The following is a 12,472-nucleotide window of genomic DNA, read 5'->3' as shown; positions in this document are numbered from 1 at the left end:
GCGCGATTTTTCCCCTTTCCGGAGCCGTCCATGTCCCGCGTCACCCTGAGCCGCTACCTGATCGAGCAGACTCGCAGCCACAACACCCCGGCCGACCTGCGTTTCCTTATCGAAGTCGTGGCACGGGCCTGCAAGGCGATCAGCCACCAGGTTTCCAAGGGCGCCCTCGGCGGCGTGCTGGGCAGCCTGGACAGCGAGAACGTGCAGGGCGAAGTGCAGAAGAAGCTCGACGTGATCTCCAACGAGATCCTGCTCGAAGCCAACGAGTGGGGCGGCCACCTGGCCGGCATGGCCTCCGAGGAAATGGACAACGCCTACCAGATCCCTGGCAAGTACCCCAAAGGTGCCTACCTGCTGGTATTCGACCCGCTGGACGGCTCCAGCAACATCGACGTCAACGTCTCGGTCGGCACCATCTTCTCGGTGCTGCGCAGCCCCGAGCGTAACGGTGAAACCGGCGACCTGGGCGAGGAAGCCTTCCTCCAGCCGGGTACCCAGCAGGTCGCGGCCGGCTACGCCATCTATGGTCCGCAAACCATGCTGATGCTGACCCTCGGCGACGGCGTCAAGGGCTTCACCCTGGATCGTGAACTGGGCAGCTTCGTGCTTACCCACGACACCATCAAGGTGCCGGAGGCGACCAAGGAGTTCGCCATCAACATGTCCAACCAGCGTCACTGGGAAGCCCCGGTGCAGCGTTATGTCTCCGAGCTGCTGGCCGGTGAAACCGGGCCGCTGGGGCGTAACTACAACATGCGCTGGATCGCCTCGATGGTGGCAGACGTGCATCGCATCCTCACCCGCGGCGGTGTGTTCATGTACCCGCGCGACGCACGCGATCCGTCGATGCCGGGCAAGCTGCGTCTGATGTACGAGGCCAACCCGATGGCGATGATCATCGAACAGGCTGGCGGTGCTGCCACCGACGGTAACCAGCGCATTCTCGATATTCAGCCCACTTCCCTGCACCAGCGTGTGCCGGTGTACCTTGGCTCCAAGGAAGAAGTGCTGCGCATCACCGCGTACCACCGCAGCTGATGCACGCCTGGCAGCCGCTGCTCGACTGGTGGTTCGGTGCCGACGGCAGCGCCACCGAAGTCGCGGCAGCGCGCCAGGGGTTGTGGTTCGGCAAGCGCGACAGCCAGGATCGTGAGGCCGAGGCGCGTTTCGGCGCCCTGGTCGAGCAGGCACTGGCTGGCCAGCTCAAGGGTTGGATGGACGATCCGCAGGGCTGGCTGGCGCAGCTGATCCTGCTCGATCAGCTGCCGCGCATGATCTTTCGCGATACGCCACGCGCATTCGCTGGTGACCAGCTGGCCCGGCCGCTGCTGCGCGATGGCCTGGATCGCGGCTGGGATCGCAGGCTGACGCCGATCCAGCGTGTCTTTGCCTATCTGGTCTTCGAGCACGCCGAAGATCTGCCCTTGCAGGACCGCGCGGTCGAGCTGTTTGCTGATCTGCTGAACGAAGCCGCTGTCGATGAGCGGCCATTGTTCGCCAATTTCCTCGATTTCGCCGAGCGCCACCAGAGGGTGATTGCCCGCTTCGGTCGCTTCCCTCATCGCAATGCGATTCTCGGTCGCGCCTCCACTGACGAAGAGCAAGCCTTCCTGCGGGAACCCGGCTCGCGTTTCTGAACTCCAAGCGGGCAAGTCGTCGCCGGCTATGCCAAGCTTGCTGGCACCTTCCCATCAGGAGCTTCATCCATGTCGATGCGTATCCTCGCGTTGCTCGCCTGCTGTCTGCTCGCCGCCTGCAGCAAGATCAATCAGGAAAACTACTCCAAACTCAAGGCCGGCATGAGCAAGCAGGAAGTGGAAAGCCTGCTCGGTGCGCCGGGCGAGTGTGCCGGTGCGTTGGGGATGACCAGCTGCACCTGGGGTGACGACAAGGCCTATATCAGTGTCCAGTACGCCGGGGACAAGGTCATGCTGTTCTCCGGCAAGGGACTCAAGTAAACAGGAGCTTCCATGCGTTCGATCCTAATCGCCAGCGCCATTCTCGCCCTTTCAGGCTGTGCCAACTCCGGTACCGGCAGCATCCCCACACCGCCACCGCAGACCATGCAGGTCGACCTGCAGCGCTACCAGGGTACCTGGTACGAGCTGGCACGCCTGCCTATGTTCTTCCAGCGTAACTGCGTGCAGTCCGAGGCGCACTACGGGCTGCGTGACGATGGCCGCATCGACGTGACCAACCGCTGCCGCGACAAGGACGGCAAGTGGATCGAGGCCAAGGGTGTCGCCGAGCCTCAGGTCGAAGGGCAAACCGACAAGCTGTGGGTGCGCTTCGACAACTGGGCAAGCAAACTGCTGCCGATCAAGGGCGACTACTGGGTGATCTACCACGATGAGGACTATCGCGTGGCGCTGGTCGGTCACCCGGAGCACAAGTACCTGTGGCTGCTCTCGCGCACCCCTGAAGTGGATCAGCAGACCCGCGACAAGCTGCTCAGCGTGGCGCGCGAGCAGGGTTATGTCACGTCGGACCTTATCTGGCGTCAGGCTGACTAGCCTGTAGCCCGGATTGCATCGGCTACGTAACTGGGTGCCTTAGGCCCGCCCCCTGTAGGAGCGAGCTTGCTCGCGATCAGATCGGATGGCGAACATCGAGTGATCGCCGGCAAGCCAGCTCCTACGCAGGCGGGGGGCGGGCTACGCCTTCACTCCCAATCCAGGCGCGCGAGCTTCCATTCGCCGCCGTCGAGCCACCATTCCAGTTTCACCGAGTAGTGCCGCGCACTGTCGGGGATCAACCCCTCGGCGCCGCTCAGGCCGACCTGGGCTTCGGTGTAGCCCTTGCTGCTGATCGCGGCGTCGATCCAGCTGTTCTTGCCCAGTGCGATTACCTTGATGTTCTTGTGGCGCAGGAACAGCAGGGCCATGGTGCGCTTGGCCCACTCACGGTCCAGCTCCTGGCGGGCCAGGAAATCGCCATGCAGCTGGTCCAGCACTGCACTGGTGCTCTTGGCCTCGATGTTGTCCTGCAACTGCTGAACGGCCGCTTCCAGAGCGGCCTGCGGGTCGTCACGGTCGCCGCAGCCGGCGAGCAGGAGGGTGAAGGACATAAACAGCGACCAAGCCAGATGACGCATCGACATGCCGAACTTCCTTTTCATGGTTATGATGCCGGGCAGAGTGGAACACGGCAGTTGTAGCCCAGCCAACAGGAGCCAACCATGCAGACTTTGTACCCGGAGATCAAACCCTACGCTCGCCATGAACTGGCGGTCGAGCAGCCGCACGTGCTGTATATCGACGAGAGCGGCTCTGCGGATGGGTTGCCGGTACTGTTCATCCATGGAGGCCCCGGCGCTGGTTGCGATTCTGCCAGCCGCCGTTACTTCGATCCCGCCCTGTACCGCATCGTCACCTTCGACCAGCGCGGCTGCGGTCGTTCCACGCCGCACGCGAGTCTGGAGAACAACACCACCCAGGCGCTGATTGCCGATATCGAGCGTATTCGCGAGCATCTGGCCATCGACAAGTTCGTGCTGTTCGGCGGCTCCTGGGGCTCGACCCTGGCGTTGGCGTATGCACAGGCGCATCCGCAGCGCGTGCATGGACTGATTCTGCGCGGCATTTTCCTGTGTCGGCCGCAGGAGTTCAGCTGGTTCTATCAGGAGGGCGCCAGCCGCCTGTTCCCCGATTACTGGGAAGACTACGTGGCGCCCATCCCGGTGGAGGAGCGTGGCGACCTGATGCAGGCCTTCTACAAGCGCCTGACGGGTGCCGACCAGATTGCCCAGATGCATGCGGCCAAGGCCTGGTCGACCTGGGAAGGGCGTACCGCGACCCTGCGTCCCAATACCCAGGTAGTCGACCGTTTCAGTGAGGCGCACCGGGCGCTGTCCATCGCCCGTATCGAGTGCCACTACTTCGTCAACGACGCCTTCCTCGAACCTAACCAGCTGCTCCGCGACATGCCGAAGATCGCCCACCTGCCGGGCATCATCGTGCATGGCCGCTATGACGCCATCTGCCCGCTGGACAACGCCTGGGCGCTGCACCAGGCCTGGCCCAACAGCGAACTGCAGATCATCCGTGACGCCGGCCACTCGGCGGCGGAACCCGGCATCACCGATGCGCTGATCCGCTCCGCCGAACAGATGGCCCGGCGCCTGCTCGACCTGCCGCCGGAGGATGCATGAAGCTGCTGATCCAGCGCGTCACTGGCGCGCGGGTTGAGGTCGAAGGCGAGGTGGTGGGCAGCATCGATCAGGGGCTGCTGGCGCTGGTCGGCATCGAGCCGCAGGACGATCAGGCCAGTCTGTCCCGTGCCCTGCACAAGCTGTTGAACTATCGGGTATTCAGCGACGAGGCGGGCAAGATGAACCGCTCGCTGACGGACGTACAAGGCGGGCTGTTGCTGGTGTCACAGTTCACCCTGGCTGCCGACACCAAGAGCGGCATGCGCCCCAGCTTCTCCAGCGCCGCGCCGCCCGCGCAGGGTGCTGCGCTGTTCGATGCTCTGGTCGAAATGGCCAGAGCCCAGCACCCGCAGGTCGCCACCGGACGCTTCGGCGCCAACATGCAGGTGCACCTGGTCAACGATGGGCCGGTGACATTCCTGCTCGAGGTATAGCGGTAGCTCGCTCCTACAGGTTGCTCACGCGTTCTTGGTGCCTAGGGTGGACAACGCGAAGCTTGTCCACAGCCAAGGCATCAGAACAACCTGGCCAACAGCACCGGCACCGCCGTTTCCACCCGCAGAATACGTTCGCCAAGCTGTACCGGTTGCAGGCCTGCGGCTTCGCGCAGCAACTCGACTTCGTAAGGAATCCAGCCGCCTTCCGGGCCGATGGCCAGGGTCACTGGTTCCTGCACCGCACGTGGGCAGGCCGGGTAATCGCCGGGATGGCCGGTCAGGCCAAGCGTTCCCGCCGCCAGGGCCGGTAGGCGGTCTTCGACGAAGGGCTTGAAGCGCTTCTCGATGCTCACCTCAGGCAGTACCGTGTCGCGCGCCTGCTCCAGGCCGAGAATCAGCTGTTCCCGGATCGCTTCCGGTTCGAGGAATGGCGTCTGCCAGAAACTCTTCTCCACGCGATAGCTGTTGAGCAGTACCAGGCGTGGTACGCCCATGGCGCTGACCGTCTGCAGCACGCGCTTGAGCATCTTCGGGCGTGGCAGGGCGAGGATCAGGGTCAGCGGCAGCTTGGCCGGTGGTGCTTGCTCGAGGCTGACCTGCAGTTCAGCGTGCTCGGCATCCAGGGCGACCAGTCGACCTTCGCCCATCAACCCACCAAGGCGCCCGACGCGCAGACGGTCACCTGCTTCTGCGCGATGCACTTCATGTAGATGCTTCAGGCGCCTGCCACTGAGGCGTACCCGATCGCCGTCGACGAAGTCGGCGTCTTCCAGCAGCAGCAGGTTCACGGCAGTGGCGCGGGCGGTTGGTCTTCGGGCTTGGCTTCTTCTTCGGCCTGTTCCTGGTCGCGCTTGCGCTTGACCAGCGCGCCAGCCAGCACGCCGGCCTCGAACAGCAGCCACATCGGCAGGGCCAGCAAGGTCTGCGAGAACACGTCCGGCGGCGTCAGCACCATGCCGACCGCGAAGCAGCCGACGATCACGTAGGGACGGCTCTTGCGCAGGGTAGCGACGTCGACGATGCCGACCCAGATCAGCAGAAAGGTGGCGATGGGGATCTCGAACGCCACGCCAAAGGCGAAGAACAGGGTCAGGACGAAATCCAGGTACTGGCCGATGTCGGTCATCATCGCCACGCCTTCCGGGGTCACGCTGGCGAAGAAGCCGAACATGATCGGGAACACCACGAAGTAGGCGAAGGCCATACCGGCATAGAACAGGAAGATGCTGGAGATCAGCAGCGGCACCGCGATGCGCCGCTCATGGGTGTACAGCCCTGGCGCGATGAAACCCCAGGCCTGGTGCAGGATCACCGGCATGCCGAGAAACAGCGCGCACATCAGGGTCAGCTTGAAGGGCGTGAGAAACGGCGAGGCGACGCCGGTGGCGATCATCGTCGCACCGTCCGGCAGATAGGCGCGTAGCGGCGCGGCGACCAGGGCGTAGATGTCCTGGGCGAAGTAGAACAGGCCGGCGAAGATCAGCAGGATGATCACCACGCAGTGCAACAGGCGTGTACGCAGTTCGGCCAGGTGCGAGACCAGAGGCATTTCCTGGTCGTCTTGCGAATTTTTGCTCATGGCTGGGGATTCTTGTCCTGAACGCTCGGGGCTGCTTCGGCGACGTTCTCGGCAGGCTGACTGTTGCTGCCAGTGCCAGTGCCGAGAATGTCCTGCTTCATTGCCTTCATCTCGCGCTCGAGCTCGAGAATCCGCTCGTTGTGCAACTGACGGCGAATTTCATCAGCGCCGATCTCGCGTTCCACCTCGGCCTTGATCGAGTTGAAGCTGCGCTTGATCCGGCCGATCCACAGGCTGGCCGTACGCACGGCACCTGGCAGGCGCTCAGGGCCGAGCACCACCAGGGCCACCAGACCGACCAGCAGCAGCTCGGTAAAACCGATGTCGAACATGGCTTAGTCTTTCTTCGCTGGCTCTTCGACCTTGTGTGCCTGGGCGTCGATGGTCTGGCCCTTGGGGTCTTCCACGGCTGGCTTTTCAGCTTCGCCGCTATCCATCGATTTGCGGAAACCCTTGATCGCGTCGCCCAGATCCGAGCCCAGGCCTTTCAGGCGCTTGGTGCCGAACAGCATGACCACGATGAGCAGGATGATCAGGAGTTGCCAGATGCTGATACCGCCGAAACCCATGATATGTACTCCGTTATGAAGGTTTATTCGGATTGCGGTCGCGCGGCTTTTTCCGCGTGGCCGGAGAGGCCGAAACGGCGATCCAGTTCATCCAGTACGGCCTGGGGATGCTGGCCGAGGGCGGCGAGCATGACCAGGCTATGGAACCACAGGTCGGCGGTTTCGTAGATCAGGTCCTTGCAGTCACCGCTGGCGGCGGCGTCCTTGGCGGCGAGGATGGTTTCCACCGATTCCTCGCCGACCTTTTCCAGAATCTTGTTCAGGCCCTTGTGATACAGGCTGGCGACGTAGGAGCTGTCGGCCGCTGCGCCCTTGCGCGACTCCAGTACCTCGGCCAGGCGGCTCAGGGTGTCACTCATGGCGGTGTCCTGCATAGATGGCGTGCGGATCTTTCAGCACGGCGTCGACGGTTTTCCAGCCGCCATTCTCGTATACCCGATAGAAGCAGCTTTCGCGACCGGTGTGGCAGGCGATGCCGCCCAGTTGTTCGACCATCAGTACGATGACATCGGCGTCGCAGTCCAGGCGCAGCTCGTGCAGCTTCTGCACATGACCGGATTCCTCACCCTTGCGCCACAACTTGCCACGTGAGCGCGACCAGTAGATGGCGCGTTGTTCGCTGGCGGTGAGGGCGAGGGATTCGCGGTTCATCCAGGCCATCATCAGGATGCGGCCGCTCTGGTGGTCCTGGGCGATGGCCGGCACCAGGCCGTCTTCGTTCCAGTGGATTTCATCGAGCCAATCGTTCATCGGTATTCCGTGTCTGTCTCGCCGGGCCTCGGCCCGTGAATTCGCCAAGTGTGCCAGTGCCGCAGCCAACTGGCTATCGGCGCAGCACCAGATAGAGCCCGCCTCCGACCATCAGCCAGGCTGGCCAGGTGGCCAGCAGTGGCGCCAGGCCCTGCATAGCGCCGGCGCCGATCAGCGCCGCGCCAAGCAGGCGCAGTGCCCAGTGATCGCGCGATGCGGTGGTCTGGACCTGTACCGGCTGCTGCAGACGCTCCAGGGTGTCGCGGGCGATCTGTGACAGGTGCGGTACCTGCTCGGCTTGTTGCTGCAGGTTGCGCAGCAGATGCAGCGGGCTGATGCGCTCGCGCATCCAGCGTTCGAGGAAGGGCTGCGCGGTGCTCCACAGATCCAGATCGGGGTAGAGCTGACGGCCCAGGCCTTCGATATTGAGTAGGGTCTTCTGCAGCAGCACCAGCTGCGGCTGCACTTCCATATTGAAACGCCGGGCGGTCTGGAACAGGCGCAGCAGCAGCTGGCCGAAGGAAATGTCCTTCAGTGGTTTCTCGAAGATCGGCTCGCACACGGTGCGGATTGCCGCCTCGAACTCGTTGACCTTGGTGTCGGCCGGCACCCAGCCCGAGTCGATGTGCAGCTGCGCCACCTTGCGGTAGTCGCGCTTGAAGAAGGCGATCAGGTTGCGCGCCAGGTAATCCTGGTCCTCGTCGGTGAGGCTGCCGATGATGCCGCAGTCGATGGCAATGTACTGCGGGCTCCAGGGTGTGCGGGTGCTGACGAAGATGTTGCCGGGGTGCATGTCGGCGTGGAAGAAACTGTCGCGGAACACCTGGGTGAAGAAGATCTCCACACCGCGCTCGGCCAGTAGCTTCATGTCGGTGCGCTGGTCGGCCAGGGTGGCCAGGTCGGTCACCGGGATGCCGTAGATGCGCTCCATCACCAGCACCTGGTGGCGGCACAGGTCCCAGTACACCTGCGGCACGTAGAGCAGCGGCGAGCCGTCGAAGTTGCGCCGCAGCTGGCTGGCGTTGGCGGCTTCGCGCAGCAGATCGAGTTCATCGAAAATGGTTTTTTCGTAGTCGCTGACCACTTCCACCGGGCGTAGGCGGCGGGCATCGGCCGAAGCCTTTTCGGCAATGCGGGCGATCAGGAACAGCCAGGCCAGGTCCTGGCGGATCACCGGTTTGAGACCGGGGCGCACCACCTTGACCACCACCTGCTCGCCACTCTTGAGCTGCGCGGCATGTACCTGCGCGACCGAGGCCGAGGCCAGCGGCTGGCTGTCGAAGCGGGCGAAAAGCTCGCTCACCGGGGCGCCGAGTTGGGCTTCGATCAGGGCGATGGCCTGGGCTTCGGGGAAGGGCGGTACCTGATCCTGCAGGCGCGCCAGTTCGTCGGCGATGTCCGGCGGCAGCAGGTCGCGGCGGGTGGACAGCAGTTGGCCGAACTTGATGAAGATCGGCCCCAGGTCTTCGAGTGCCAGACGCAGGCGTGCGCCGCGCGACAGCGCCAGCGGCTTGCGTGGCAGCCAGCGCCAGGGCAGCAGGCAGGACAGCGCGCGCAGCCAGAATGGCAGCGGCAGCTCGAAGAGCATCTCGTCCAGTTGATAGCGGATGACTACGCGCTGGATGCGCAACAGGCGGCGAACGGCAAGCAGCTTCATGCGTCGGACTTATTGGCAGAAGTGAGGCGCTCGATGCGTGCTTCCAGGCGGTCGAGGGCGAGTTTGAGTTGATCCAGCTCGGCGAAACGCGCATCGGCTTCGCGCTGGCCCACCAGGGTGCGTGACTCTTCGGCCAGGTAGTCGGCCAGATTCTGCTTGAGGCTGGCGGCGCCGTGGCTGGCGAGATTGGCCCGGCTGCGCAGGTGACCCGCGAGCAGGGTGGTGGCCACCGGGCCGAGCCAGCGGGAGAGCTCGTATTCCCAGTCCAGCTCCAGATCCTGGAGGATGCCGGCCAGTTGCAGCAGCACCGCGCTGTCGCCATCGAGTGATACCTCGGGGCGGTGCAGGGCGGCGGTTTTCTCGCGGCTCAGGGCCAGGCGTGCCAGGCTGGCGGCCGGGGCCGTCAGGGTGCAGTCAGCCGCAGCGTGCCACTGTGCGGCGAGTTGCAGGCCGTCGCCGCTGGGCAGGATGAACAGCTCCAGTGCCGGGCTCTGACACTGCACGGCGATGACCTTGCCGCTCAGTGCCTGCAGACGCGGCAAGGCCGTGCCATCGAGGCGCAGGACGCGGTTGAGGCCAGTCTCGACGCCTGCCAGCAAGCCCATGATGAGCATTAAGGTTTGATGCCGCGATGCAGGGCGACGATGCCGCCGGTCATGTTGTGGTAGGTGACGCGCTCGAAGCCGGCCTCGACCATCATCGCCTTGAGCGTTTCCTGATCCGGGTGCATGCGGATCGACTCGGCCAGGTAGCGGTAGCTTTCCGAATCGTTGGTGATCAACTTGCCGGCCAGCGGCATGAAGCTGAACGAGTAGGTGTCGTAGACCTTGGCCAGCAGCGGGTTGCCGGGCTTGGAGAACTCCAGCACGAGCAGGCGGCCGCCCGGCTTGAGCACGCGCAGCATCGAGCGCAGGGCGTCTTCCTTGTGGGTGACGTTGCGCAGACCGAAGGCGATGGTGACCACGTCGAAGTGGTTATCGGGGAATGGCAGCTTCTCGGCGTCAGCCTGGACGAACTGCACGTTGCCGGCCACGCCCTTGTCCAGCAGGCGATCACGACCGACCTTGAGCATGGAGTCGTTGATATCGGCCAGCACCACCTGACCGGTTGGGCCGACGATGCTGGCGAACTTGCGCGTCAGGTCGCCGGTGCCACCCGCGATATCCAGCACGCGGTTACCGGTGCGCACGCCGGACAGCTCGATGGTGAAGCGCTTCCACAGGCGATGCAGGCCACCGGATAGCACGTCGTTCATCAGGTCGTACTTGGCCGCCACCGAGTGGAAGACTTCGGCCACCTTCTCCGCCTTCTGGCTTTCCGGCACGTCCTGGAAACCGAAGTGGGTGGTGGGTTCCTGCTCGTGGGCCTTGCGTGGATCGCTCATGTCGCTCTCACCAGGTAAAAAACCTGGCCATTCTAAAGCCGCCTGCCGCCTTTGTCTTGCCTGGGTGCCAGGTGGGTTGGCGGGCTGTTAGAGTGCTGTGACTTCATGCCGCAGTGCTGCGGCGCCTGCCTGATTGAGGAGCTGTCATGTCCCGTATTCGTGTCGAACGATCCCATTCCCTTGGCCGCGAGGCCGCGCGGGAGAAAGCCGAGCGTCTGGCCGAGCGTCTGGCCAGCGAATACAACGTGCGCTACCGCTGGAACGGCGACACCCTGGAGTTCAAGCGCAGCGGTGCCGACGGCAGCATCGCGGTTGGGGACGATACCGTGCGTGTTGAGCTCAAGCTGGGGCTGTTGCTGTCGCCCATGGGCGGCATGATCCAGCGCGAAATCGAGCAGGTGCTGGACAAGTCGCTGGCCTGAGAGCAGTGGCAAGCCAGTAGGGTGCGCTGTGCGCACCGCCTCTGGGTCGCTTGGGCATGCATGCTGTCGCCTGTTCCTAGTATGCGATTTCTAATTTTTCTCCTTAGGGTGTACCCAAGCCTGCATTCCGTGGGCGTTTCCGCTAACTGTCAAAGCGCGTGAGGTGCACCATGTCGAAAGTTGCCGTGAAGAAAAAAGTAGAAGCCGTGGTCGAAGACAAAGCCGGTCTGTTCGACGACGTGAAGGGCTATGCCCGCAAGATCTACCTCGCAGGCCTGGGCGCATACGCCAAGGCGGGTAGCGAGGGGGCCGAATACTTCAAGGAACTGGTCAAAACCGGTGAAGGCGTCGAAAGCAAAGGCAAGAAGCTGGTCGACGAGCAGGTCGAAGCCGCCAACAGCCAGATCGAATCGGTCAAGCAGTCGGTCAACAGCAATGTCACCAGTGTCAAAGGCAAGGTCGAAGTTCAACTCGACAAGATCGAGAAGGCTTTCGATACTCGTGTGGCTTCCGCTCTGAACCGTATCGGCATTCCGTCCAAGCAGGATGTTGAAGCACTCTCTGCTAAGCTGGATGAGCTGAGCGCGTTGCTCGAGCATGTCGCGCGTACCAAATAAGGAGATCAGGATGGCTGTTAAGAAGAAAACCGAGAAACAGACCAGCTCCTGGATCGGCGAGGTCGAGAAATACTCGCGTCAGATCTGGTTGGCAGGCTTGGGCGCTTACTCCAAGGTCAGCAAGGACGGCACCAAGCTGTTCGACACGCTGGTCAAGGACGGCGAGAAGGCTGAAAAGCTGGCCAAGAGCGAAGTCGACAAGCAGGTTGACGCGGTGAAAGCCGGTGTCGGCTCCAAGGTAGGTTCCGCCAAGTCCAAGGTCGATGAAGTCCGGGGCAAGGCGATCGGCAAGTGGGGTGAGTTGGAAGAGGCTTTCGACAAGCGTCTGAACAATGCCATCTCGCGTCTGGGCGTGCCCAGCCGCAATGAGGTCAAGGCACTGAATGACAAGGTCGACAGCCTGACCAAGCAGTTGGAGAAGATCGCTGGCGTATCGGCCAAGTCGGTTGCCAAGCCTGCTGCCAAAGCTGCACCTAAACCTGCCGCCAAGCCTGCTGCGAAAGCAGCGGCCAAACCCGCAGCGAAGCCGGCCGCCAAGCCTGCTGCTAAGGCTGCAGCCAAGCCAGCTGCCAAACCGGCCGCTGCGAAAGCTGCCGCGAAACCTGCAGCTGCCAAGCCAGCAGCTAAACCTGCGGCGAAACCAGCAGCCAAGGCCGCCGCGAAACCCGCTGCCAAGCCAGCGGCAGCCGCCAAACCAGCAGCTAAACCTGCTGCGGCGAAGAAGCCGGCGGCGAAGAAACCTGCTGCGCCCAAGGCAGCTGCCCCGAAACCGGCTGCACCGGCTCCGGCTCCGGCCGCTGCTGCTACGCCGGCCGCTGCACCGGCTCCGGCTGCCACTGCGGCAACCCCAGCCACTTCGTCCTGAGTTTCTCAGGATCAAAAACGCCCGGCCCAGTGCCGGGCGTTT

19 protein-coding genes are annotated in these 12,472 nt (G+C 63.5%); 9 read left to right on the top strand and 10 right to left on the bottom strand.

All coding sequences use genetic code 11. The features are described from left to right. Positions 1-30 precede the first annotated feature (30 nt). From BLR77_RS07855 to BLR77_RS07840, 4 genes are all read left to right on the top strand, one after another. The gene (locus tag BLR77_RS07855; protein ID WP_074676454.1) at positions 31-1,038 is read left to right on the top strand and encodes a class 1 fructose-bisphosphatase; all 1,008 of its coding nucleotides are present in this window, start codon (positions 31-33) and stop codon (positions 1,036-1,038) included. Continuing rightward, positions 1,038-1,637, top strand: a complete 600-nt coding sequence (locus tag BLR77_RS07850; RefSeq protein WP_074676453.1) for a DUF924 family protein — start codon at positions 1,038-1,040, stop codon at positions 1,635-1,637. Before BLR77_RS07855 ends, BLR77_RS07850 begins: the two co-directional genes overlap by 1 nt. A 69-nt stretch (positions 1,638-1,706) precedes the next feature. Further along, on the top strand, positions 1,707-1,958 hold the full coding sequence (gene bamE / locus BLR77_RS07845; RefSeq protein WP_074676452.1) for an outer membrane protein assembly factor BamE domain-containing protein: 252 nt from the start codon (positions 1,707-1,709) through the stop codon (positions 1,956-1,958). 12 nt (positions 1,959-1,970) lie between these two features. After that, the gene (locus BLR77_RS07840; protein ID WP_074676451.1) at positions 1,971-2,513 is read left to right on the top strand and encodes a lipocalin family protein; all 543 of its coding nucleotides are present in this window, start codon (positions 1,971-1,973) and stop codon (positions 2,511-2,513) included. Between the two features lie 149 nt (positions 2,514-2,662). Here the strand turns inward: BLR77_RS07840 and BLR77_RS07835 are convergent, their stop codons facing one another. Then, complete coding sequence (locus BLR77_RS07835) at positions 2,663-3,100, bottom strand: hypothetical protein (RefSeq protein ID WP_074676450.1); 438 nt, start codon at positions 3,098-3,100, stop codon at positions 2,663-2,665. 78 nt (positions 3,101-3,178) lie between these two features. On the opposite strand from BLR77_RS07835, the gene pip reads away from it, so the two are divergent. Next, a complete protein-coding gene (pip, locus tag BLR77_RS07830) occupies positions 3,179-4,150 on the top strand; it encodes a prolyl aminopeptidase (RefSeq protein WP_074676449.1) in 972 nt (323 codons plus the stop codon). After that, positions 4,147-4,584 carry a D-aminoacyl-tRNA deacylase gene (gene dtd / locus BLR77_RS07825; protein ID WP_074676448.1) on the top strand — a complete coding sequence of 146 codons (438 nt, stop codon included), beginning with the start codon at positions 4,147-4,149 and terminating at the stop codon, positions 4,582-4,584. Before pip ends, dtd begins: the two co-directional genes overlap by 4 nt. An 80-nt stretch (positions 4,585-4,664) precedes the next feature. Here the strand turns inward: dtd and BLR77_RS07820 are convergent, their stop codons facing one another. The 9 genes from BLR77_RS07820 to ubiE all read right to left on the bottom strand — a co-directional run bounded on the left by BLR77_RS07820 (position 4,665) and on the right by ubiE (position 10,526). After that, positions 4,665-5,375 (bottom strand): 16S rRNA (uracil(1498)-N(3))-methyltransferase, encoded by a 711-nt coding sequence (locus BLR77_RS07820; protein WP_074676447.1) that lies wholly within the window; start codon positions 5,373-5,375, stop codon positions 4,665-4,667. Further along, on the bottom strand, positions 5,372-6,166 hold the full coding sequence (gene tatC, locus BLR77_RS07815) for a twin-arginine translocase subunit TatC (protein WP_074676446.1): 795 nt from the start codon (positions 6,164-6,166) through the stop codon (positions 5,372-5,374). Before tatC ends, BLR77_RS07820 begins: the two co-directional genes overlap by 4 nt. Beyond that, positions 6,163-6,498, bottom strand: a complete 336-nt coding sequence (tatB, locus tag BLR77_RS07810; protein ID WP_074676445.1) for a Sec-independent protein translocase protein TatB — start codon at positions 6,496-6,498, stop codon at positions 6,163-6,165. Before tatB ends, tatC begins: the two co-directional genes overlap by 4 nt. Positions 6,499-6,501: 3 nt before the next feature. Beyond that, positions 6,502-6,735: a twin-arginine translocase TatA/TatE family subunit gene (tatA, locus tag BLR77_RS07805; protein WP_074676444.1), complete on the bottom strand. Its 234-nt coding sequence runs from the start codon at positions 6,733-6,735 to the stop codon at positions 6,502-6,504. Positions 6,736-6,758: 23 nt separating this feature from the next. Beyond that, entirely contained in the window at positions 6,759-7,094 is a 336-nt protein-coding gene (locus tag BLR77_RS07800) for a phosphoribosyl-ATP diphosphatase (RefSeq protein ID WP_003458971.1), read from the bottom strand. Beyond that, on the bottom strand, positions 7,087-7,485 hold the full coding sequence (hisI, locus tag BLR77_RS07795; RefSeq protein ID WP_074676443.1) for a phosphoribosyl-AMP cyclohydrolase: 399 nt from the start codon (positions 7,483-7,485) through the stop codon (positions 7,087-7,089). Before hisI ends, BLR77_RS07800 begins: the two co-directional genes overlap by 8 nt. A 73-nt stretch (positions 7,486-7,558) precedes the next feature. Then, positions 7,559-9,142: a ubiquinone biosynthesis regulatory protein kinase UbiB gene (ubiB, locus tag BLR77_RS07790; RefSeq protein ID WP_074676442.1), complete on the bottom strand. Its 1,584-nt coding sequence runs from the start codon at positions 9,140-9,142 to the stop codon at positions 7,559-7,561. Beyond that, positions 9,139-9,756, bottom strand: coding sequence for a ubiquinone biosynthesis accessory factor UbiJ (locus BLR77_RS07785; RefSeq protein WP_074676441.1), 618 nt, complete (start codon positions 9,754-9,756; stop codon positions 9,139-9,141). The genes ubiB and BLR77_RS07785 overlap by 4 nt, the downstream gene beginning before the upstream one ends. Then, on the bottom strand, positions 9,756-10,526 hold the full coding sequence (gene ubiE / locus BLR77_RS07780; protein WP_074676440.1) for a bifunctional demethylmenaquinone methyltransferase/2-methoxy-6-polyprenyl-1,4-benzoquinol methylase UbiE: 771 nt from the start codon (positions 10,524-10,526) through the stop codon (positions 9,756-9,758). Before ubiE ends, BLR77_RS07785 begins: the two co-directional genes overlap by 1 nt. Before the next feature lie 146 nt (positions 10,527-10,672). Here ubiE and BLR77_RS07775 point away from each other — a divergent pair, with 146 nt between their 5' ends. The 3 genes from BLR77_RS07775 (at position 10,673) to BLR77_RS07765 (ending at position 12,430) form a co-directional block, all read left to right on the top strand. Further along, positions 10,673-10,948, top strand: a complete 276-nt coding sequence (locus tag BLR77_RS07775; RefSeq protein ID WP_074676439.1) for a polyhydroxyalkanoic acid system family protein — start codon at positions 10,673-10,675, stop codon at positions 10,946-10,948. Positions 10,949-11,118: 170 nt separating this feature from the next. Continuing rightward, positions 11,119-11,565: a phasin family protein gene (locus tag BLR77_RS07770; protein ID WP_074676438.1), complete on the top strand. Its 447-nt coding sequence runs from the start codon at positions 11,119-11,121 to the stop codon at positions 11,563-11,565. Positions 11,566-11,575: 10 nt separating this feature from the next. Beyond that, positions 11,576-12,430: a phasin family protein gene (locus BLR77_RS07765; protein ID WP_074676437.1), complete on the top strand. Its 855-nt coding sequence runs from the start codon at positions 11,576-11,578 to the stop codon at positions 12,428-12,430. The last annotated feature ends 42 nt before the right edge of the window (positions 12,431-12,472 follow it).

Origin of the sequence: Ectopseudomonas alcaliphila (assembly GCF_900101755.1) — a bacterium.
In the GTDB taxonomy this organism is placed as follows: domain Bacteria; phylum Pseudomonadota; class Gammaproteobacteria; order Pseudomonadales; family Pseudomonadaceae; genus Aquipseudomonas; species Aquipseudomonas alcaliphila.
The sequence above is the reverse complement of the archived record's forward strand: the minus strand, read 5'-3'. Positions and strand labels throughout refer to the sequence as shown.

What these genes read in the sequence shown, in the direction of transcription:
- tatC (WP_074676446.1), bottom strand. Translation starts at nt 6,166, where the DNA reads ATGAGCAAAAATTCGCAAGACGACCAGGAAATGCCTCTGGTCTCGCAC.
- hisI (WP_074676443.1), bottom strand. Translation starts at nt 7,485, where the DNA reads ATGAACGATTGGCTCGATGAAATCCACTGGAACGAAGACGGCCTGGTG.
- BLR77_RS07840 (WP_074676451.1), top strand. Translation starts at nt 1,971, where the DNA reads ATGCGTTCGATCCTAATCGCCAGCGCCATTCTCGCCCTTTCAGGCTGT.
- BLR77_RS07855 (WP_074676454.1), top strand. Translation starts at nt 31, where the DNA reads ATGTCCCGCGTCACCCTGAGCCGCTACCTGATCGAGCAGACTCGCAGC.
- BLR77_RS07785 (WP_074676441.1), bottom strand. Translation starts at nt 9,756, where the DNA reads ATGCTCATCATGGGCTTGCTGGCAGGCGTCGAGACTGGCCTCAACCGC.
- dtd (WP_074676448.1), top strand. Translation starts at nt 4,147, where the DNA reads ATGAAGCTGCTGATCCAGCGCGTCACTGGCGCGCGGGTTGAGGTCGAA.
- tatA (WP_074676444.1), bottom strand. Translation starts at nt 6,735, where the DNA reads ATGGGTTTCGGCGGTATCAGCATCTGGCAACTCCTGATCATCCTGCTC.
- BLR77_RS07775 (WP_074676439.1), top strand. Translation starts at nt 10,673, where the DNA reads ATGTCCCGTATTCGTGTCGAACGATCCCATTCCCTTGGCCGCGAGGCC.
- BLR77_RS07770 (WP_074676438.1), top strand. Translation starts at nt 11,119, where the DNA reads ATGTCGAAAGTTGCCGTGAAGAAAAAAGTAGAAGCCGTGGTCGAAGAC.
- tatB (WP_074676445.1), bottom strand. Translation starts at nt 6,498, where the DNA reads ATGTTCGACATCGGTTTTACCGAGCTGCTGCTGGTCGGTCTGGTGGCC.
- BLR77_RS07835 (WP_074676450.1), bottom strand. Translation starts at nt 3,100, where the DNA reads ATGTCGATGCGTCATCTGGCTTGGTCGCTGTTTATGTCCTTCACCCTC.
- BLR77_RS07850 (WP_074676453.1), top strand. Translation starts at nt 1,038, where the DNA reads ATGCACGCCTGGCAGCCGCTGCTCGACTGGTGGTTCGGTGCCGACGGC.
- bamE (WP_074676452.1), top strand. Translation starts at nt 1,707, where the DNA reads ATGTCGATGCGTATCCTCGCGTTGCTCGCCTGCTGTCTGCTCGCCGCC.
- pip (WP_074676449.1), top strand. Translation starts at nt 3,179, where the DNA reads ATGCAGACTTTGTACCCGGAGATCAAACCCTACGCTCGCCATGAACTG.
- ubiE (WP_074676440.1), bottom strand. Translation starts at nt 10,526, where the DNA reads ATGAGCGATCCACGCAAGGCCCACGAGCAGGAACCCACCACCCACTTC.
- ubiB (WP_074676442.1), bottom strand. Translation starts at nt 9,142, where the DNA reads ATGAAGCTGCTTGCCGTTCGCCGCCTGTTGCGCATCCAGCGCGTAGTC.
- BLR77_RS07800 (WP_003458971.1), bottom strand. Translation starts at nt 7,094, where the DNA reads ATGAGTGACACCCTGAGCCGCCTGGCCGAGGTACTGGAGTCGCGCAAG.
- BLR77_RS07765 (WP_074676437.1), top strand. Translation starts at nt 11,576, where the DNA reads ATGGCTGTTAAGAAGAAAACCGAGAAACAGACCAGCTCCTGGATCGGC.